The following is a 20,556-nucleotide window of genomic DNA, read 5'->3' as shown; positions in this document are numbered from 1 at the left end:
CTCAACTCCCTTGTCCGGAAGGGGTGCAGAGGTCTCTGGCGGGGCCCTGTCAGTACCGCATGGGTGGTCCGGGCATGTCAACGGCGGACGGCGCCGGGCGGCGGGCGCGCACTGCGCGTGCCGGGGCGGGCCCTACCGGGGCGGCCGCGCCGGAGCGCGGGCGGGTGCCCGGGCCGGGCGTCGGTGAGCCCGGGGGTGAGCCAGCGGGCCTTTCCCCGGATTGGGCTACCCTTGAGGGTCACCCCTCCCCGCCGTCGCCTGCCGATGCGCGCGGCACCGAATCACGTCGTAAGGGTTCCTAGTACATGACTGTCGAATCGGTCTTCCCACGCCTGGAGGCCCTCCTCCCGCACGTCCAGAAGCCGATCCAGTACGTCGGCGGCGAGCTCAACTCGACCGTCAAGGACTGGGACGCCTGCGACGTCCGCTGGGCGCTGATGTACCCCGACGCCTACGAGGTCGGCCTGCCCAACCAGGGCGTCATGATCCTCTACGAGGTGCTCAACGAGCGCGAGGGCGTGCTCGCCGAGCGCACCTACAGCGTCTGGCCGGACCTCGAAGCGCTGATGCGCGAGCACGACGTCCCGCAGTTCACCGTGGACGCGCACCGCCCGGTGAAGGCCTTCGACGTGTTCGGGCTGTCGTTCTCCACCGAGCTCGGCTACACCAACATGCTGACCGCGCTCGACCTGGCCGGCATCCCGCTGGAGGCCAAGGACCGCACCGACGAGGACCCGATCGTCCTGGCCGGCGGCCACGCCGCGTTCAACCCCGAGCCGATCGCGGACTTCATCGACTGCGCGGTGGTCGGCGACGGCGAGCAGGCCGTGCTCGACATCACCGAGCTCGTCCGCGGCTGGAAGGCCGAGGGCCGCCCGGGCGGACGCGACGAGCTGCTGCTGCGCCTCGCCCGTACCGGCGGGGTGTACGTGCCGAAGTTCTACGACGTGGAGTACCTGGCCGACGGCCGGATCGGCCGCGTCGTGCCGAACGCCCCGGGCGTGCCGTGGCGGGTGTCCAAGCACACCGTGATGGACCTCGACGAGTGGCCCTACCCGAAGCAGCCGCTCGTCCCGCTCGCGGAGACCGTGCACGAGCGGATGTCCGTGGAGATCTTCCGCGGCTGCACCCGCGGCTGCCGCTTCTGCCAGGCCGGCATGATCACGCGCCCCGTGCGGGAGCGAAGCATCACCGGCATCGGCGAGATGGTGGAGCGCGGGCTGAAGGCGACCGGTTTCGAGGAGGTGGGCCTGCTCTCGCTGTCCAGCGCCGACCACACCGAGATCGGGGACATCGCCAAGGGCCTGGCCGACCGCTACAGCGACGACAAGATCGGCCTGTCGCTGCCGTCCACCCGCGTCGACGCCTTCAACATCGACCTCGCCAACGAGCTGTCCCGCAACGGCCGCCGCTCGGGCCTCACCTTCGCCCCCGAGGGCGGCAGCGAGCGCATGCGCAAGGTGATCAACAAGATGGTGTCGGAGGAGGACCTGATCCGCACCGTCGCCACCGCCTACGGCAACGGCTGGCGCCAGGTGAAGCTGTACTTCATGTGCGGCCTGCCCACCGAGACCGACGAGGACGTGCTCCAGATCGGCGCGATGGCGAAGAACGTCATCCAGAAGGGCCGCGAGGTCACCGGCCAGAACGACATCCGTTGCACCGTCTCCATCGGCGGGTTCGTGCCCAAGCCGCACACCCCGTTCCAGTGGGCCCCGCAGCTGTCCGCCGAGGCCACCGACGCCCGGCTGGCCAAGCTGCGCGACTCGATCCGCGGCGACCGCAAGTACGGCAAGAACATCGGCTACCGCTACCACGACGGCAAGCCCGGCATCGTCGAGGGCCTGCTGTCCCGCGGCGACCGCCGCATCGGCGCCGTCATCCGCGCCGTCTACGAGGACGGCGGCCGCTTCGACGGCTGGCGCGAGCACTTCTCCTACGACCGCTGGATGGCCTCCGCCGAGAAGGGCCTGGCCGGCACCGGCGTCGACGTCGACTGGTACACCACCCGCGAGCGCACCTACGAGGAGGTGCTGCCCTGGGACCACCTGGACAGCGGCCTCGACAAGGACTGGCTCTGGGAGGACTGGCAGGACGCCCTGGAGGAGGTCGAGGTCGACGACTGCCGTTGGACCCCGTGCTTCGACTGCGGCGTGTGCCCGCAGATGGACCTCAAGATCCAGATCGGTCCCACCGGGAAGAAGCTGCTGCCGCTGGCCGTGGTCAACGGGGCTGCCCCGCAGGGCTAGTTGACGGCGTGGGTGGCGCGGACCGGGCGGGTCCGGGACGCGTGACGTGCTCGAAGTGACGGATGGAGCCCTCCCCGGGAACCGGGGAGGGCTCCGTGCGTCGGGGGGCGGCTGACCAGGGGCGGGACGAGGGGGGTGGCGGGGCGCGTACCCTTTGAGGTGACAGAGTCCGGACAGCGGCGGCAGTCGTCGCGCCGGACGGGGACAACTGACTAAGGACTGAGCGACCCTGGCACGCCGTACGCCCGACGGTCCTCCGCCCGCGCCGACGGTGCAGCGGATCCGTCTCCGCTACACCAAGCGCGGCCGGCTCCGCTTCACCAGCCACCGCGACTTCCAGCGCGCTTTCGAGCGCGCCCTGCGCCGGTCCGCCGTGCCGATGGCCTATTCGGCCGGCTTCACCCCGCACCCGAAGGTGTCCTACGCCAACGCGGCCCCGACCGGGGTGGCGAGCGAGGCGGAGTACCTGGAGATCGGCCTGGCCGCCCTCCGTGACCCGGAGGAACTGCGGGCACAGCTGGACGAGTCGCTGCCGACCGGACTGGACGTGATCGACGCGGTCGAGGTCCGGACGCCGAACTTCGTGGAGCGCCTGGAGGCCTCCGAGTGGCTGCTCCGGCTGGACGGCGTCGAGCCGCAGGAGGCCGCCCGCGCGGTCGCGGTGTTCCTCGCCGCGGAGCGGGTCGAGGTCGAACGCGTGACCAAGAACGGCGTGCGGGTCTTCGACGCGCGCGGTCCGGTGGCGGCGCTCGAGATCGCCGCGCCGCAGGTCGTCGACGGTGCGGACACGGCGGCCGAAGCGGACCGCAATGTTCGGACCGGCCGTCCCTGTGCGATACTGCGCCTGGTAGTACGACACGCCACACCCGCCGTACGACCCGACGACGTATTGTCCGGTCTCCGTGTGACGGCCGACCTGGCGCCGCCGGTCCCCGCAGAGGTGACCAGGCTGGCGCAGGGGCCGCTCGACGAGGAGTCCGGCACGGTGACCGACCCGCTGGCGCTCGACCGCGCCGCGGCTCCGGCCGGCTGACAGCCGCCGGGGTTCGCGGGGCCGCGTCCGCCTGACGGGCGGAGGCCGGGTCCAGTGCCTCACTGGGCCCGACGGTCCTCCAGGTTCCCGCGGCTCCCCAGGGGAGCGAGCGTCGTCGCAGCACAGGCCGTCCACCTGAGGCCCGCCGACCACGAAGGTCGGTGGGCCCGGGAACCCCGTCCGGGAGCCACCCGGGGTTGGGGAACGGCGCAGCTTGGGAAAACCTCAGAAGACTGGTCAGACCAGAAGACTTTCGACACCCCGCCGAGCGGCGGGGCGCCGAGCGAGACTACGAGCCCCTGTGCGGCCTCGCGTCCGCACGGCGGCACCGTGAAAGGGTCCGGCCCGAGCATCGTCGCGATGCCGGCCGGCCACGGGTGCCGTGCCGTGCCCGGATGTGGAGCCCGGGGGCCTGACGGGAGATCCACCCGCATGCTCGATAACACCGATCCGCAGCAGAACGCGGCGACGGAACAGAACGAGACCGCCGCGACCGGCGGCGAAGGCACCTCCGCGGCGCCGCCGCGCCGCCGTCGCCGTGCGGTGTCCCGCCCGGCGGGCACCCCGCAGGGCGCGGCCGCCGAGACGGCCGAGACGGTCGTCCCTGCCGAGGCGCCCGCCGCCGAGGCGCAGGCCGCACCGGCCGCCGAGCCGGTGGCCGAGAAGCCGGTCCGGGCCCGCCGGACCCGCAAGCGCGCCGAGGCTCCGGCCGGGACGCCGGAGACGACCCCGGTCGTGGTCACCGAGCCGGCCGCCGCCGAGGCGCCCGCCGTCGCGAAGACGAAGGCGAGTGCGAAGGCGACCGCGAAGCCGGTCGAGAAGGCCGCTGAGCCGGTGGCCGAGTCGGCCGCTGAGCCGGCCGCCGAGCCGGTGGCCGAGAAGCCGGTCCGGGCCCGCCGCACCCGCAAGCGCGCCGAGGCGCCCGCCGGTGCGCCGGCCGCCGCCGAGACCCCGGCCGAGGAGCCCGCTGCCGCCGCCCCGGTGGCCGAGGCCCCCGCCGCCGAGCCGGTTGCCGAGGAGGCCCCCGCCGCTCCGGCCCGCCGGCCCCGTCGCCGCCGCGTGGTCGAGGCCGCGCCGGTCGTCGAGGCCCCCGTCGAGGAGCCCGCCGCCGCGGAGGAGCCCGTCGAGGAGGAGCCGGTCGAGGAGCCCGTGGCCGTCCAGCCCGCTCCGGCCGCCGAGCCGACCCACCGGGTGCGCCGCCGTGCGGTCCGCCCGTCCACCGCGATCTTCCAGGCTCCGGTGTTCCAGGAGCCCGCCGCCGCCCCGGCCCCCGCCGCGCAGCCGCAGACGCCGCAGCAGCCCGCCGCCGCCGCTCCGGCGCCGGTGGAGGCTCCGGCCGCCGCCGCGCAGCGCGAGGAGGACGAGTTCGAGTACAGCGGCGTCGGCCGCCGCCGCCGGGTGCGCACCTCGGTGCGGGTGCAGCCGCCGAGCCGTTCGAAGGCCGCCGAGCGGAAGGCCGCCGAGAAGGCGGAGCGGGCCGAGCGGGCCGAGAAGGCCAAGGTCATCGAGCGGGCGAAGGCCGCCGAGAAGGCGAAGCCGGTCGAGCGGGCCGTCGAGGTGCCGGTCGAGGCGCCCGTCGTCGAGGCCCCCGTCGCCGGTCCGGAGACCGAGGGCGAGTGGGAGGACGACCGTCCGTCGCGCCGTCGCCGTCGGGGCGGCCGCCGTCGTCGCCGTGGCGAGGCCGAGGAGTTCGAGGCCGAGGCCGTCGAGACCGGGCAGTCCGTCGTCGAGGAGCCGGCCGCGGACGTCGAGGAGGACGTCGAGGACGACGACGACCTGGCCGCCGGCCTGTCCTCGTCCCGTCGCCGTCGCCGTCGCCGCCGCCGCAGCGGTGAGGCCGGTGCCGTCGAGACCGCCGAGACCACCGAGGACGGGGTCCGCACGGTGGTGAAGGTGCGCGAGCCGCGCCGCCGTTCCACCGAGCCGTCCTTCGACCCGGACGAGGTGCAGTCCATCAAGGGCTCGACCCGTCTGGAGGCGAAGAAGCAGCGCCGCCGCGAGGGCCGCGAGCTGGGCCGCCGCCGGGTGCCGATCATCACCGAGGCCGAGTTCCTGGCCCGCCGCGAGTCGGTCGAGCGCGTCATGGTGGTGCGCCAGAACGGCCAGCGGACCCAGATCGGCGTCCTCGAGGACGGCGTGCTGGTCGAGCACTACGTCAACAAGGAGCAGGCCACCTCGTACGTCGGCAACGTCTACCTGGGCAAGGTCCAGAACGTGCTGCCGTCGATGGAGGCCGCCTTCGTCGACATCGGCAAGGGCCGCAACGCCGTGCTGTACGCCGGCGAGGTCAACTTCGGTGCGCTGGGCCACGGCGGCCCGCGCCGGATCGAGTCGGTGCTGAAGTCCGGCCAGTCCGTGCTGGTGCAGGTCTCCAAGGACCCGATCGGCCACAAGGGCGCCCGCCTGACCAGCCAGATCTCGCTGCCCGGCCGCTACCTGGTCTACGTGCCCGAGGGCTCGATGACCGGCATCTCGCGCAAGCTCCCCGAGAACGAGCGCGCCCGCCTGAAGCAGATCCTCAAGAAGATCGTCCCGGACGACGCGGGCGTCATCGTGCGCACCGCCGCCGAGGGCGCCTCCGAGGAGGAGCTGACCCGCGACGTCCAGCGGCTGCAGCAGCAGTGGGAGGACATCCAGAAGAAGGCCGCGACCGGCAACGCCCCCGCGCTGCTGTACGGCGAGCCGGACATGACCGTCCGGGTCGTCCGCGACATCTTCAACGAGGACTTCACCAAGGTCATCGTCTCCGGCGACGAGGCGTGGAGCACCATCCACGACTACGTCTCCAACGTGGCCCCGGACCTCGCCGAGCGGCTCCAGCGGTGGACCTCCGAGGTGGACGTGTTCGCCACCTACCGGATCGACGAGCAGCTGATGAAGGCGCTGGACCGCAAGGTCTGGCTGCCCAGCGGCGGTTCGCTGGTGATCGACCGCACCGAGGCGATGGTCGTCATCGACGTCAACACCGGGAAGTTCGTCGGCCAGGGCGGCAACCTGGAGGAGACGGTCACCCGCAACAACATCGAGGCGGCCGAGGAGATCGTGCGCCAGCTGCGGCTGCGCGACCTCGGCGGCATCATCGTGATCGACTTCATCGACATGGTGCTGGAGTCCAACCGGGACCTGGTGCTGCGCCGCCTGCTGGAGTGCCTGGGCCGGGACCGGACCAAGCACCAGGTGGCCGAGGTCACCTCGCTGGGCTTGGTCCAGATGACCCGCAAGCGGGTCGGCCAGGGCCTGCTGGAGTCCTTCTCCGAGCCGTGCGTGCACTGCAACGGCCGCGGCGTGATCGTTCACATGGAGCAGCCGAGCGCCCACGTCCACACCCCGGCCGTGTCGGCCGAGGCGGCCGCGGGCAGCAGCAAGCGCCGTCGCCGGGGCAAGGGCGGGGCTGCCGCCGAGGAGCCGCAGGCCGTCGAGGCCGCGGTGGCCGAGGTGCTCGTCGAGGGCGAGCCGGTGCGCGAGGAGATCGAGGGCCAGCTGGCCCTGGAGGTCCCGGGCGTCGAGGCGGAGGCCGTCGAGGAGGCCCCGGCCGCCCAGCCGGACCTGGTCGAGATCCCCGCCGCCCCGGCGGCTCCGGCCGGCCGCACCCGCCGCCGCGCGGTCCGCAAGGCGACGGCTCCGGCCGGTGCGCCGGGCGAGGCCGAGATCGTGGTGCTCCAGGCGCGGGCCGACGCGGCGCTGGAGGCGGCCCTGGAGGCCGCCAACACGGCCGCCCCGGCCGTGGTGACGCCCGAGGCCGTCGAGGCCGTGGAGGCCGTCGTCGAGGCGCCCGCGGAGGAGGCCCCGGCCGTCGAGACCGCGGAAGCCGTCGTCGAGGCTGCGGCGGAGGTGGCCCCGGCCGCCGAGGCCGAGGCCGAGGAGCCGGCCGCGGAGGAGGCTCCGGCGCCCAAGAAGCGGGCCGCCCGCAAGACCGCCGCGAAGAAGACCGCCGCCAAGAAGACGACCACGGCGGCCAAGAAGACCACCGCCCGCAAGACCGCGACCAAGCGGACGAGCGCGGCGGCCAAGAAGGCGGCGGCCGCCGAAGGTGATACGGCGGCCGAGTAGTGCCCACGCGCCCGGGGCGGGACCCTTCCCGCCCCGGGCCGTACGGGCCGGTTTGCCCCCCGGGCGGCCGGTCCGTATTCTTGACCCTCGGCGTGTCTACGCCACACGCTCCCGAGCACATCACCTTCCCGAAGCGCCGCGTTCGCGCGGCAGCGGGCGGGGAGAGGCCCCTGTGTCCGTACCCAGGCGGCTGGCGTCGGGAGTTCCGACCGAGTAAGGAAAGCAGGTACCGCATGTACGCGATCGTTCGCGCAGGCGGCCGCCAGCACAAGGTCGCCGTCGGCGACGTGCTGGAGATCGACCGTATCGAGGCCAAGCCGGGTGACTCGGTCGAGCTCTCGACCATCCTGATCGTCGACGGCGAAGCCGTCACGTCCGACCCGTGGGTCCTGGCCGGTGTGAAGACCCACGCCGAGGTCGTCGACCAGACCAAGGGCGACAAGATCGTCATCCTGCGCTACAAGAACAAGACCGGCTACCGCCGTCGCCAGGGTCACCGTCAGAAGCACACCGCGGTGCGCATCACCAGCATCGACTCGGTCAGCAAGTAAGGGGATAGCGAGATATGGCACACAAGAAGGGCGCAAGCTCTACCCGCAACGGCCGTGACTCGAACGCCCAGCGCCTCGGCGTGAAGCGCTTCGGCGGCCAGGTCGTCTCCGCCGGCGAGATCCTCGTGCGCCAGCGCGGCACCCACTTCCACCCGGGTGCGGGCGTCGGTCGCGGTGGCGACGACACCCTGTTCGCGCTGACCGCCGGTGCCGTGCAGTTCGGCACCCGCCGCGGCCGCAAGGTCGTCAACATCGTGGCCTCCGAGGCCTGAGTCACACCAGACTCACAGTGAAGGGTGGGCCGGAATGTTCCGGTCCACCCTTCATGCTTTACGCAGGTAGCAGCAGACTTTCGCACACTGGAGGCACACCATGACCACCTTCGTGGACCGCGTCGAACTTCACGTCGCCGCGGGTAACGGGGGCCACGGCTGCGCCTCCGTGCACCGGGAGAAGTTCAAGCCGCTCGGCGGCCCCGACGGCGGCAACGGCGGCGAGGGCGGCAGCGTCATCCTCACCGTCGACGCGCAGATCACCACCCTGCTCGAGTACCACCACTCGCCCAAGCGCAAGGCCACCAACGGCAAGCCCGGCGCGGGCGGCCACCGCACCGGCGCGGACGGCGGCGACCTCGTCCTGCTGGTGCCGGACGGCACCGTGGTGCTGGACCGCAACGGCGAGGTGCTGGCCGACCTGGTCGGGCACGGCACCAGCTTCGTTGCCGCCCAGGGCGGCCGCGGCGGCCTCGGCAACGCCGCGCTGTCCTCGGCCCGCCGCAAGGCGCCCGGCTTCGCGCTGCTCGGCGAGCCCGGCGAGGCCCGCGACATCGTGATGGAGCTCAAGTCCGTCGCCGACGTGGCCCTGGTCGGCTACCCGAGCGCCGGCAAGTCCTCGCTGATCTCGGTGCTCTCGGCGGCCAAGCCGAAGATCGCGGACTACCCGTTCACCACCCTGATCCCCAACCTCGGCGTGGTCACCGCCGGCGACACCGTCTACACCATCGCCGACGTGCCCGGCCTGATCCCCGGCGCGAGCCAGGGCCGCGGCCTGGGCCTGGAGTTCCTGCGGCACGTCGAGCGCTGCTCGGTGCTGGTGCACGTGCTGGACTGCGCCACCCTGGAGCCCGGCCGCGACCCGCTGACCGACCTGGAGACCATCGAGGCCGAGCTGTCCGAGTACGGCGGCCTGGAGGAGCGCCCGCGCCTGGTCGCGCTCAACAAGGTCGACGTGCCGGACGGCCAGGACATCGCCGACCTCACCCGGGAGTCCCTGGAGGAGCGCGGCTACAAGGTGTTCGAGGTCTCCGCCGCCTCCCGCAAGGGCCTGCGCGAGCTGAACTTCGCGCTCGCGCAGATCGTCGCCGAGGCGCGCGCCGCCAAGCCGGTCGAGGAGTCGACCCGGATCGTGCTGCGGCCCAAGGCCGTTGACGACGAGGGCTTCACCATCACCGAGGAGGACGGCGCCTACCGCATCCGCGGCACCAAGCCGGAGCGCTGGGTCCGCCAGACCGACTTCTCCAACGACGAGGCCGTCGGCTACCTCGCCGACCGGCTGGCCCGCCTCGGCGTCGAGGACAAGCTGTGGAAGGTCGGGGCGCACGAGGGCGACACCGTCATCATCGGCCCGGACGAGAACGCCGTCGTCTTCGACTGGGAGCCGACCATGGCCGCCGGCGCCGAGATGCTCGGCCGCCGCGGTGAGGACCACCGCCTGGAGAGCCCGCGCCCGGCGGTCGACCGCCGCCGCGAGAAGCAGAAGGGCCGGGACGCGGCCGAGGCCGAGTTCCTCGCCTTCGAGGCGCTCTCCAGCACCCGCCCGGCCGCCATCGACGAGGGCGACGACGAGGAGTGACCCGGCCGGTCGGGACGCGTCCCGACCGGCCCGGGCGAACGGCCCCCACCACCCTCCGGGGCGGTGGGGGCCGTTCGCGTGTCCGGCTCCGCCGGAACTGACGGGGCGTCAGGTCCGCCGGATCCGGGTCCGGGCCGGGGTCGGGACCGGCGATCCGGCCGTGGCGGCGCCGTGGCCGGGGCGGGTCCAGCCGGTGAAACCCCCTGCGGGCGACCTGCGCGGATCGCGTAGATTTCGGGGGTGACGGCCGGGCCCGGCCCGCCGCACCCGCACCACACCGGAAGGGCGTACAGCGAGATGAGCGAGGACTCACTGCGCGAGGAGGTGCTGACCGCCCGGCGGATCGTCGTCAAGGTCGGCTCCTCCTCCCTCACCACGGCGGCCGGCGGCCTGGACGCCGACCGGGTCGACGCCCTGGTCGACGCGCTCGCCAAGGTGCGCAGCCGCCCGGACGCGCCCGAGGTCGTCCTCGTCTCCTCCGGCGCCATCGCCGCCGGCCTGGCCCCGCTCGGCCTGGACAAGCGGCCCAAGGACCTGGCCCGCCAGCAGGCCGCCGCCAGCGTCGGCCAGGGCCTGCTGGTCGCCCGCTACACCGCCTCCTTCGCCCGGTACGGCATCCGGGTCGGCCAGGTGCTGCTCACCGCCGAGGACGCCAGCCGGCGCGCCCACTACCGCAACGCCTACCGCACCCTCGACCAGCTGCTGGCGATGGGCGCGATGCCGATCGTCAACGAGAACGACACCGTCGCCACCGCCGAAATCAAGTTCGGGGACAACGACCGGCTGGCCGCGCTGGTCGCCCACCTGGTCCGGGCCGACCTGCTCGTGCTGCTCTCCGACGTGGACGGCCTCTACGACGGCGACCCGGCCCGGCCCGGCACCAGCCGGATCGACCAGGTGAGCGGCCCGCACGACCTCGACGGCGTCCAGATCGGCAGCGCGGGCAAGGCCGGCGTCGGCACCGGCGGCATGGTCACCAAGGTCGAGGCGGCCCGGATCGCCACCGGCGCGGGCATCCCGGTGGTGCTCACCGCCGCCAGCCAGGCCGCCGACGCGCTGGCCGGACGGCGCACCGGCACCCTGTTCCTGCGCACCGGCAGCCGCACCTCCGACCGGATGCTCTGGCTGGCCCACGCGAGCAGCCCGCGCGGCGCCCTGCACCTCGACCCGGGCGCCGTCACGGCCGTCGTCTCCGGCGGCGCCTCGCTGCTGCCCGCCGGGGTCACCAAGGTGGACGGGGAGTTCACGGCGGGTGATCCGGTGGACCTTCTTGCCGAAAACGGCCACATCGTGGCTCGCGGACTGGTCAACTTTGATGCGAGGGAGTTGCCCCGCCTGCTCGGCCGGTCCACCCGCGACCTGGCCCAGGAGTTCGGCGCCGCGTACGAGCGTGAGGTCGTCCACCGCGACGACCTGGTCGTTCTGCGCGGCTGACCGGCCGGTGTGCCGGTACCGGCCGACCGGCAGAGCGCGGTGGGCGGGCCGCTCCGCACGGGGAGTGGCCCGGCCGCGGGCGAGGAGCGGTGCAGCCGTACCGGTCGGCCGCGGGCCGGCGGGTCCGGTGCGGGGGACGACACGACATCGCCGAACAGGAGGCCGCCGGTGGAACGCAGAAGCGAGGCGACGCTGACCGCAGGGACGGCGGGCCGGCGGCTGACCAGCATCGACGGCGGACGCGGGGACGGACCCGCCGAGCCGGCCGGTCCGCCGCCGCAGGGGCCCGGCGGGATGCGCAGGCCGCGGTCGCGGCACGCGGACCCGGGGGAGCCGCCCACCGTGCCCGAGCAGGCCCGGCTCTGGCACGTGGTGCTGAGCGTGTCCGGGCAGGTCACCCCGCTGTCCTCGCTGCGGACCTCGCTGGAGCGGCTGGCGCACGACCACTCGTTCTTCCTCACCGCCCGCTACGCCGCCGACCACGCCGAGATCCGGTACTGGGAGCAGGCCCGGGACCTGCACGACGCGGCGGCGATAGCACTGCGGCTGTGGGGCGAGCACAAGGTCACCGCGAACCTGCCGCCGTGGGAGATCGTCGGCCTGGAGGTGGTCGACCGGGCGACGTACCACAAGCGGGTGGCGGAGGGCTTCGGCGATCCGCCGCCGCACCTGGGCGGGGTGCACCCGTACTGAGGGGGACGCACCCCGGGCGCGGCCCCGGGACGAGGCCCGAAGGCGGGTGGGCCGCGGGGGAGGACCGTCCCGTCGGGCCGTCTCACCGGGCGAAATGGCCGCTCGGCGGGCCCCGCGCAGTCGTTACCCTTGGCGCATGACCAGCGACCTCGCCACCGCCGACAGCCCCGTCCTCGCCGTAGCGCGCCGAGCCCGGGAGGCCGCCGCCGCGCTCGCCCCGCTGCCGCGCAGGGCGAAGGACGCCGCGCTGCTGGCGATCGCGGACGCCCTGGTGGCCCGCAGCGCCGAGATCACCGCCGCCAACGCCGAGGACGTGGCCCGGGCCCGCGCGGCCGGCACCGCCGAGTCGGTGATCGACCGGCTGAGCCTCGACCACGAGCGGATCGCCGCGATCGCCTCCGACGTGCGCGACGTCGTCGGCCTGCCCGACCCGGTCGGCGAGGTGCTGCGCGGCTACACCCTGCCCAACGGCCTGGACGTGCGCCAGGTGCGGGTGCCGCTCGGCGTGGTCGGCATCATCTACGAGGCCCGGCCGAACGTCACGGTGGACGCCGCCGCGCTCTGCCTCAAGTCCGGCAACGCCGTGCTGCTGCGCGGCTCGGCCTCCGCCTACCGCTCCAACACCGCGCTGGTCGCCGTCCTGCGGGACGCGGTCGCCGCGGCCGGGCTGCCCGCCGACGCCGTCCAGCTCGTCCCGGGCGAGAGCCGGGACTCCGTCCAGGAGCTGATGCGCGCCCGCGGCCTGGTCGACGTGCTGATCCCGCGCGGCGGGGCCTCGCTGATCCGCACGGTGGTCGAGGGCTCGACCGTGCCCGTGATCGAGACCGGCACTGGCAACTGCCACGTGTACGTGGACGCGCAGACCGACCTGGCGATGGCCGTCGGCATCCTGCTGAACTCCAAGGCGCAGCGGGTCAGCGTCTGCAACGCGGCCGAGACGCTGCTCGTCCACCAGGACGTCGCGGACGTCTTCCTGCCGCTCGCGCTGGCCGCCCTCGCCGAGGCCGGGGTGACCGTGCACGGCGACGACGCGGTGCTCAAGGCCGCCGAGGGCGGCGCCGCCACCGTGGTGCCCGCCACCGACGAGGACTGGGGCGCCGAGTACCTGTCCTACGACCTGGCCGCGGCCGTGGTGCCCTCGCTGGACGCCGCCGTCGAGCACATCCGCCGCTGGTCCTCCGGCCACACCGAGGCGATCGTCACCACCTCGCAGGCCGCCGCCCGGCGCTTCACCCGACTGGTCGACTCGACCACGGTGGCCGTCAACGCCTCCACCCGCTTCACCGACGGCGCCGAGTTCGGCTTCGGCGCGGAGATCGGCATCTCGACCCAGAAGCTGCACGCCCGCGGCCCGATGGGCCTGCCCGAGCTGACCAGCACCAAGTACATCGTCACTGGTGACGGGCACGTGCGCGGCGAGGCGACGCAGACCGTGGGCGGGGACGCGGACGCGCGCTGAGCGCGGCCCGCGCGGCGGGCCGGCCGGGCCCCGGGGCGGTCCGCGGCGGCCCGCGTCACACGTGTGACGGACCAACTGCGATGAGCCACAGACAAATCGGCCGCCCGGTAATACGCTGAAGCCGTGGCTGACGATGTGGGGGGCTCGCCGTACCCCGACGGCGCCGATCACGGTGGTGCGGACGACGAGTTCGCCACCGTGGTCTTCGATGAGGCCTTCGTCCGGTCCGCCGCCGTGCACGAGCCGACGGCCAAGGAGCGGCAGCTCGCCGCCGCCGAGGCCCGGTTCGAGCCGGACACCGCGGGACCGGTCTGGGGCTATGACGTCACCGCCGGGGACGGGCTGCCGCTGGAGCTGCGCCCGCACCCGAGCGGACTCGACGACGACCACCTGTACCCCGATCCCTGGTCGGGCCCCGGCCGGGCGACCGGCCGCCTGGGCCGCCGCCGACGCGGCTACGACCCGGCGCGCGGGCGCGGGCGGTACGTGGCCCAGCAGCGCTGGCACCGGCCGGTGGCCTGGGTGCTCGCCGTGATCATGGGCGTGAGCCTGGTGGCCGTCGCGGTCGCGGCGATCTACCAGGGCGTGGGCGGCTCCTCCGGCGCGCCCCGGCGCCCGGAGTCCGGCAGCAGCAGCCCCGGGACCGATCCGAGGCCCGCGCCGGCCGAGCCGTCGCTCGTGGTCACGGCACCTGCGGGGTGACGTCGTAGGGCGTGGCGCGGGGGTGGTGCGCGCCGGGGCGGGCGGTTGCGGGGCGTTCCCGGGATTCTGCGGGCGCACCCTCGTGGAGGGGCGAGGGCGCGCCTTACCCTGGTGTCATGGGTGACCCGCGAGAGCCTCCTGAGGGTGCGCCCGACGGTGGTTCCGGCAATGAGGACGAGTACCGGTCCGTCGTCTTCGACGAGTCCTTCGTGCGGGCTGCCCGGATCCAGGAGCTGTCGGCCCGGGAGCGGCTGGCCGGGTCCTTCGGCCGGGCCACCCGCCCGCGGGTGCGGTTCGGCCCGCTGGGCAGCGTGCCGCGGCAGGCGCTCGCGCTGCTGCTGCTCGTGCTGCTGGCCTTCGGGGCCGCGGTGTACTTCGGGGTCAGCTCGCCGAACCGGATCTCGGCCCGGCCCGAGGGCAGCCAACTGACCGTCAGCCTGGTCGCGTTGAGCCCGGCCTCGGTGGTCCGGCCGGTCGCCGACCCGGCCAACCCGTTCGCCGCGCTGCCGGTCGGCTACAGCGACGGGGCGATCGGACTGGGCACCCCGACGGGGGCCGCCACCGAGCACTTCAGCCGGGTCGAGGTGACCAAGGCGCTCGACACCGTCCAGCGCTACCTGGTGGCCTCCTCGCTGGCCCCGGCCACCCTCGTCCAGGGCGCGACCGCCGACGTGCGGTCCTTCGTCACCCCCGGGGAGCAGGCCCAGTTCGACGCCAGCGTGACCCAGCCGGTCGACGACCGGCACCACGCGCTGACCGGCTGGCTGGTGCGCTTCGACCCGGCGCAGGTCGCGCTGGCCGCCGACACCGTGAAGGTGACCGGCGCGATGCGGATCGACGAGGCCGACGGCGGCACGCTGCAGATCACCACCGACCACACCTTCGTCTACGCGCTGAAGCCGGCCGGATCCGCGGCCGGTGCGCCGGTCACCCTGGAGACCGTCCGGCGGCAGCTGACCTTCCAGTTCGACCGGGTCGACCTGGCCTCGGCCCAGCTGCGGCTGGTGGACTCGGTGATCCAGGCCGGGCCGGAGCCCTGCACCACCTCGATGGCCGGCTTCCTCCAGCCGGTGCTGGCCACCCCGCAGGGCACCCAGGTCCCGCCGCCGGCGCCGATCGATCCGGGCAACCACGCGCAGCCGGCCTGGCAGGTGTGCGGGGTGCTGGCGCCCTAGCTCCTGTCCGGGGCGCCGGCGGCGAGCGGGAGGCGGACCACCGCGCGGGCGCCCGGGCCGGGCGGGGGCGGGTCGGTGAAGGCGGCGGTGCCGCCGACGCCGCGGGCGATCGAGCGGACCAGGGCGAGGCCCAGCCCGGCGCCGCCGGCGTCGCGGGAACGGGCGTCGTCCAGCCGGACGAACCGGTCGAAGACCCGCTCCCGGTCCCCCGGCGGGATGCCCGGGCCGTCGTCCGTGACGGTCAGCACGGCGTGCCCGTCCTCGACGGTCACCGAGACCGCGACGGCGGTGCGGGCGTGCCGGGCGGCGTTGTCGAGCAGGTTGCGCACCAGCCGGCCCAGCCGCAGCTCGCTGCCCGGGACGGGCGCGGGCTCCAGGGAGACGGCCAGGAAGGCCGGCCCGCCGGCGGACGGGTGGGCGCGTTCGGCGACCTGCTCGCCGACCAGGTCGGCGAGGTCCACCGGCTCGCCGCCGAGCGGCCCGGCGGGCTCCTCGACGGCGGCGAGCAGCAGCAGGTCGTCGGTGAGCAGTTGCAGCCGCTCGGTGTCGGTGAGCGCGTCGCGGACCACCTGCGGCCACTCCACGCCCGCCGGGTGGGCCAGCGGGACCTCCAGCGAGTTGCGCAGCGCGGCCAGCGGGCTGCGCAGCTCGTGCGAGGCGTCCGAGACCAGTCGGCGCTGCTCGTCGATCGCGTGTTCCAGGCGGCCGAGCGTGGTGTTGGTGGTCTCGGCCAGCCGGGCGATGGCGTCCCGCGAGGGCGGCACCGGGACGCGCTCGTGGAAGGCGCCGGCGCCGATCCGGGCCATGCCCCGGCGGATCGACTCCACCGGGCGCAGCGCCAGGCCGGTGACCAGCCAGGCGATCAGGGCGGTGAACAGGGTGGCGCCGGGCAGCACGTAGCGCAGCAGGATGCCGGTCGTCCGGTCCTCGGCCTGGTCGGCGGCGGTGGGGTTGACCAGCAGGTAGACGGTGACGCGCTGCGCCGGCAGGCCCGCGATGCCGGTGTACTTCTCCAGTGCCTCCGAGGACGCCTGGTCGGTGACCCGCTTGAACAGGGTGACGTCCCGGTCGGTGAGGTCGGGGCCGTCCTGCGGCGCGTGCCACAGCCGGGTGTGGACGGGCAGGTGGATCCGGATCCGGTCGGTGCGGCCCGGGGTGGCGTTCTGGGGGTAGGGCGGCATCTTGGCGAAGGGTTCGACCGGCAGGCCGGCGTACTCCTTCAGCAGGGTGCTGGCCTGGACCCAGGAGACGTCCGTGCGGGCGTCGTTCCAGACGCGGCCGGCGTCCCAGGGGCGGACCGGGAACGCCAGCTGTCCGTCCGCCAGGACCAGGACGAAGGACTCCTGCAGGGACTCGACCCAGGTCTGTGAACCGCCGGGTATGTCGTGGGTGACGAGCTGGATGCTGCGCTCGGCCTGCTTCTCGGTGACGGCCGTCCACTGGTCGTGGACCGCGCCGCCGACCCAGAGGGCGGCCACCGAGAAGGCCAGCACCGAGGCGACGGCCGCGCCGAGGGCGGCGCGGATGCGGAGCGAGGAGCGGTGCCAGGGACGCAGCAGCGGGCGGAGGCGGTCAGTGCGCATCGGGCACCAGCCGGTATCCGGCGCCGCGCACCGTCTCGATCCGGCAGCCGATGCCGGGCACGTCCAGTTTCCGCCGCAGGGCGGCGACGTAGACCTCGACGATGTTCACGTCGCCCCGGAAGGCGGAGTCCCAGACGGTGTCCAGGATGCCGCCCTTGGGGACCACTTCGCCGGGTCGGTGGGCCAGGCATTCCAGCACGGCGAACTCCTTGGTGGTGAGCCGGACCTGTCGGTCGGCGGCGGTGCAGCGGCGGGCCGCGGGGTCGATCCGCAGCGCGCCGACCGCGAGCACCGGGGGGCGGGCGGCGGCGCCGCGGCGCAGCAGGGCGCGCAGCCGGGCGGTGAGGACGACGTAGGAGAACGGCTTGCTGAGGAAGTCGTCCGCGCCGCAGTCCAGCGACTCGGCCTCGTCGTACTCGCCGGTCTTCGCGGTGAGCATCAGAATCGGTACGGAATTCCCGGCGGCGCGCAGTTCGCGGCAGACCTTGAAGCCGTTGAGGCCGGGCAGCATCAGATCGAGCACGATCGCCGAATAGGGCTCGGTGAGGGCGAGTTCGAGCCCGTGGACGCCGTCGTGGGCCAGGTCGACCGCGTATCCCTCGGCTGCCAGCCCCTGCCTCAGGGACTGCGCGAGCCGCTCCTCGTCCTCGATGATCAGTAGCCGCATGACGGACATCCTTGGGGGAATTACGTTTTCCCGCAACGGCCTTGACCGGCTTGCCCGGGATATCCGAGCTGAAGTTTTCCTCAGCTTTCCTCAGTTTCCCTTCAGTGGGGAATTCCTAGCGTCCGGCCCATGGATTTCCGACGTGTGCTGCCGTGGTCGGTGGCCGCCCTGCTCGCCCCGCTGTACGCCGCCGTCTCGCTCACCAGGTACGGCCGGTTGGAGAGTGCGGGTTTCGACCTGGGCATCTTCGAGGAGGCGGTGCGCGCCTACGCCCGGTTCGAAGCGCCGGTGGTCGCGCTGAAGGGCACGGGCTTCAACCTCCTGGGCGACCACTTCAGCCCGGTGCTGGCGGTGCTGGCGCCGTTCTACCGGCTCTGGCCGGGGGCGGGCACGCTGCTGGTGGCGCAGGCGGTGCTGGTGGCGTTGTCCGCGGTGCCGGTGACGGCGTACGCGGTGCGGGTGCTGGGGACGGCGGGCGGGGCGGTCGCCGGGGTCGCGTACGGGCTGTCGGCGGGGTTGCAGAGCGCGGTGGCGTTCGACTTCCACGAGGTGGCCTTCGCGGTGCCGCTCGCGGCGGCCGCGGTGGTGGCGCTGGCCCGGGGGCGGTACGGCCCGGCGGTGGCCTGGGCGCTGCCGCTGCTGCTGGTCAAGGAGGACCAGGCGCTGCTGGTCGCGGCGGTCGGCGGCTACGTGTGGTGGCGCGGGCGGCGCCGGCTGGGGGCGGCCACCGTGCTGGCGGCGGTGGCGGCCGGGCTGCTGGTCACCCTGGTGGTGATCCCGGCGCTCAACCCGGGCGGCGAGTACACGTACGCGCACATGGGGGAGTTCGACGGCGGGAACCCGCTGGCCCGGCTGCTGTTCCCGGCGGTCAAGGCGCTGACCGTCCTGCTGCTGCTGGCTCCGACGCTGCTGCTGGCGCTGCGCTCGCCGCTGGTGCTGCTGGCGGGCGTGCTGCTGGCGGCCCGGTTCTGGGTGGACAACCCGGTGTTCTGGCGCACCGGGCAGCACTACGACGCGGTGCTGGTGCCGCTGCTGTTCACGGCGGGGCTGCACGGGGTGGGCCTGCTGCTGCCCCGGCTGCCCCGGCTGTCCCGGCTGCCCCGGCTGGGCCGGGGGCTGCCGGTGGCGGCGGGGATGCTCGCCGTGACGGTGGCGCTGACCGCGACCGGCCCGGTGGCGGGCGTGCTGTCGGGGGACGCCCGGCGGGGCGACGGGCGGGCGGCGCAGGTGCGCCGGGTGCTGGCGGTCGTCCCGGACGGCGCGCGGGTGGCCGCCGCCAACCGCCTGGCGCCGCAGCTGACCGGGCGCTGCACGGTGTCGCTGTTCCCGTACCTGACGCCGCCGGGCGGGGCGGGCGGGGCGGGCGGAGCGGGCGGGCCGGGCGGCTGGGGGCGGCCGGTGGCGGAGTGGGTGGCGGTGCTGGAGGAGCCGGACGTCTTCCCGGTGCCGGTGGCGGAGCAGCGGCGGTTCCTGGCCGGCCTGGTCGACGGCGGCGGGTACCGGCGGGTGGCGGACGGGGCCGGGGTGGCGGTGTACCACTGGCAGCCTGGGCAGGCCGACGGCCGGTGACCCCGGGCGGGGCGCACCGGCCGTCGGCGCGGGTGCGGGGGGTCAGCCGTCGGTGCGCTCGCCCCGGTCGGTGCGGCCGTCCTCGCGGGGGGCGGAACCGCCGCGGGAGCCGCCGGTGAACGTGTCGGCGAAGGTGTCGCGGAGCTTGCCGCCGACGGTCGCGGCGCCGCCGGCCACGTCGCGGATCAGGCCCATCAGCGGGTCCTTGCTCTCCTTCACCGAGGTCGTGTAGTGGTCGGCGGCGGCCTTCCACTGCTCGCCGACCGAGGTGTCCGGGTCGTCCGTGCGGCGCGGGTAGGCGCCGGCCAGGATCGAGCGGTACTCGTCGCTCTCCGCCCACTTCTTCAGCTGGGCGACCCGTACCACCGCGAACGGGTGGCTCTGCGGCAGCAGCTGGAGCAGCTTGAGCACGCCGTCGCGCAGGTCGCCGGCCTTGTCGTACTCCTCGGCCTGCTCCAGGAAGGCGTCGACGTTCAGTTCGGCCAGGTTGTGCCCGCCGGCCAGTTTCATCAGGGCGCGCATGGACGCCTGGACGTCCTGCCCGGCGAGCAGGCCGGCCCGGTCGCTGGACAGCTCCGCCTTGCGGAACCACTCCTTGAGCGCGGTGACGATCGCCATGATCGCCAGGTTGCCGAGCGGCACCCAGGCGACCCGGGTGGCGATGTTGGTGAGGATCATCAGCATCGTCCGGTAGACCGCGTGGCCGGACATCGCGTGGCCGACCTCGTGGCCGATGACCGAGCGCAGCTCCTCCTCGTCGAGCAGCTCGATCAGGCCGCTGGTGATCACGATGATCGGGGTGTCGATGCCGATGCAGTACGCGTTGACCGTCGGGTCCTGGGTGACGTACAGGTCCGGGACCTGCTCCAGGTCGAGCACGTAGGCGGCGTCGCGCACCATGTCGTACAGCTCGGGGAACTGGCGCTCGGAGGTCTTCACGGCGGTGGCCAGGAACATCAGCCGGATCGAGCGCTCGGAGACGAGCCCGGCGAGCTTCCTCAGGACGTCGTCGAAACCGGTGAGCTTGCGCAGGGCGACCAGGGCGGAACGGTCCGCGGGGTGCTCCCAGGCGCGGGTGGAGATGTCGGGGAAGCGCTGGCGGCGCCGGCTCGGGGTCTTCGCGGTCGGGTCGGTCATGGTCTGAGTACCTCCTGGTCGACGGCGGCCCCGGCCCGGCGGCCGGCCCCCGCTGGTCTACGCCTGCAACGACTGTCCTTGCAACGTCCGCGGTTGCGTACTCGTCCCCACGGGCAGCGTACGCGCGGGCCGGGCCACGCCGCAGGGGCCGGTGGGCGCCGCCGGTGTGAGGCCGGTCTACCCTGAATGCCCTGGAGAACCGAGACCGGCCCCGGCCCCGGTACCGAGCAGTTCGAGGAGCCCCGCAGATGTCCACCGACGCGCTTGTCAGCCTGGCCGCACCCATCTCCAACGAGGCCGGCCCGGGCCTGTTCCTGCGGATCATCGTGGTGGCGTCGTTCGTCGGCGTCGGCCTGCTGGTCTGGATCATGGCGCGGGCCTTCCGCGGCAACTGAGCACCGCC

The 20,556-nt window shown here is 74.1% G+C and carries 16 protein-coding genes; 13 read left to right on the top strand and 3 right to left on the bottom strand.

Features of this window, described 5'->3' with window-relative positions; all coding sequences use genetic code 11:
* The first annotated feature begins 305 nt into the window (after positions 1-305).
* The 11 genes from OG556_RS10875 (at position 306) to OG556_RS10825 (ending at position 15,197) form a co-directional block, all read left to right on the top strand.
* Positions 306-2,249, top strand: coding sequence for a TIGR03960 family B12-binding radical SAM protein (locus OG556_RS10875; protein ID WP_350878256.1), 1,944 nt, complete (start codon positions 306-308; stop codon positions 2,247-2,249).
* A gap of 271 nt (positions 2,250-2,520) precedes the next feature.
* Positions 2,521-3,282, top strand: coding sequence for a TIGR03936 family radical SAM-associated protein (locus OG556_RS10870; RefSeq protein WP_363620240.1), 762 nt, complete (start codon positions 2,521-2,523; stop codon positions 3,280-3,282).
* A gap of 432 nt (positions 3,283-3,714) precedes the next feature.
* Positions 3,715-7,332, top strand: coding sequence for a ribonuclease E/G (locus OG556_RS10865; protein WP_371516927.1), 3,618 nt, complete (start codon positions 3,715-3,717; stop codon positions 7,330-7,332).
* Positions 7,333-7,565: 233 nt separating this feature from the next.
* On the top strand, positions 7,566-7,883 hold the full coding sequence (gene rplU / locus OG556_RS10860) for a 50S ribosomal protein L21 (protein ID WP_350878251.1): 318 nt from the start codon (positions 7,566-7,568) through the stop codon (positions 7,881-7,883).
* 14 nt (positions 7,884-7,897) lie between these two features.
* Positions 7,898-8,155, top strand: coding sequence for a 50S ribosomal protein L27 (gene rpmA / locus OG556_RS10855; protein ID WP_360211510.1), 258 nt, complete (start codon positions 7,898-7,900; stop codon positions 8,153-8,155).
* 100 nt (positions 8,156-8,255) lie between these two features.
* Positions 8,256-9,734: a GTPase ObgE gene (gene obgE / locus OG556_RS10850; protein WP_371516926.1), complete on the top strand. Its 1,479-nt coding sequence runs from the start codon at positions 8,256-8,258 to the stop codon at positions 9,732-9,734.
* A 297-nt stretch (positions 9,735-10,031) separates the two neighbouring features.
* Positions 10,032-11,168 (top strand): glutamate 5-kinase, encoded by a 1,137-nt coding sequence (gene proB, locus OG556_RS10845; protein ID WP_371516925.1) that lies wholly within the window; start codon positions 10,032-10,034, stop codon positions 11,166-11,168.
* A gap of 168 nt (positions 11,169-11,336) precedes the next feature.
* A complete protein-coding gene (locus tag OG556_RS10840) occupies positions 11,337-11,861 on the top strand; it encodes a hypothetical protein (protein WP_371516924.1) in 525 nt (174 codons plus the stop codon).
* Between the two features lie 136 nt (positions 11,862-11,997).
* Entirely contained in the window at positions 11,998-13,320 is a 1,323-nt protein-coding gene (locus OG556_RS10835; RefSeq protein WP_371516923.1) for a glutamate-5-semialdehyde dehydrogenase, read from the top strand.
* Positions 13,321-13,443: 123 nt separating this feature from the next.
* Positions 13,444-14,022 (top strand): hypothetical protein, encoded by a 579-nt coding sequence (locus OG556_RS10830; protein WP_371516922.1) that lies wholly within the window; start codon positions 13,444-13,446, stop codon positions 14,020-14,022.
* A 116-nt stretch (positions 14,023-14,138) separates the two neighbouring features.
* The gene (locus tag OG556_RS10825; RefSeq protein WP_371516921.1) at positions 14,139-15,197 is read left to right on the top strand and encodes a hypothetical protein; all 1,059 of its coding nucleotides are present in this window, start codon (positions 14,139-14,141) and stop codon (positions 15,195-15,197) included.
* Here the strand turns inward: OG556_RS10825 and OG556_RS10820 are convergent.
* Together OG556_RS10820 and OG556_RS10815 are read right to left on the bottom strand one after the other, a co-directional pair.
* A complete protein-coding gene (locus tag OG556_RS10820) occupies positions 15,194-16,780 on the bottom strand; it encodes a sensor histidine kinase (protein WP_371516920.1) in 1,587 nt (528 codons plus the stop codon). The two genes, OG556_RS10825 and OG556_RS10820, sit on opposite strands and share 4 nt — an antisense overlap.
* A complete protein-coding gene (locus tag OG556_RS10815; protein ID WP_371516919.1) occupies positions 16,770-17,447 on the bottom strand; it encodes a response regulator transcription factor in 678 nt (225 codons plus the stop codon). Before OG556_RS10815 ends, OG556_RS10820 begins: the two co-directional genes overlap by 11 nt.
* Positions 17,448-17,576: 129 nt before the next feature.
* On the opposite strand from OG556_RS10815, the gene OG556_RS10810 reads away from it, so the two are divergent.
* Positions 17,577-19,016, top strand: coding sequence for a DUF2079 domain-containing protein (locus tag OG556_RS10810; protein ID WP_371516918.1), 1,440 nt, complete (start codon positions 17,577-17,579; stop codon positions 19,014-19,016).
* Positions 19,017-19,058: 42 nt separating this feature from the next.
* Here the strand turns inward: OG556_RS10810 and OG556_RS10805 are convergent, their stop codons facing one another.
* On the bottom strand, positions 19,059-20,153 hold the full coding sequence (locus OG556_RS10805; protein ID WP_371516917.1) for a M48 family metallopeptidase: 1,095 nt from the start codon (positions 20,151-20,153) through the stop codon (positions 19,059-19,061).
* 248 nt (positions 20,154-20,401) lie between these two features.
* Between OG556_RS10805 and OG556_RS10800 the strand changes: the two genes are divergently transcribed.
* Positions 20,402-20,548: a hypothetical protein gene (locus OG556_RS10800; RefSeq protein WP_159398425.1), complete on the top strand. Its 147-nt coding sequence runs from the start codon at positions 20,402-20,404 to the stop codon at positions 20,546-20,548.
* Positions 20,549-20,556: the final 8 nt, after the last annotated feature.

Origin of the sequence: Kitasatospora sp. NBC_01300 (assembly GCF_041435235.1) — a bacterium.
Lineage (GTDB): Bacteria > Actinomycetota > Actinomycetes > Streptomycetales > Streptomycetaceae > Kitasatospora.
The sequence above is the reverse complement of the archived record's forward strand: the minus strand, read 5'-3'. Positions and strand labels throughout refer to the sequence as shown.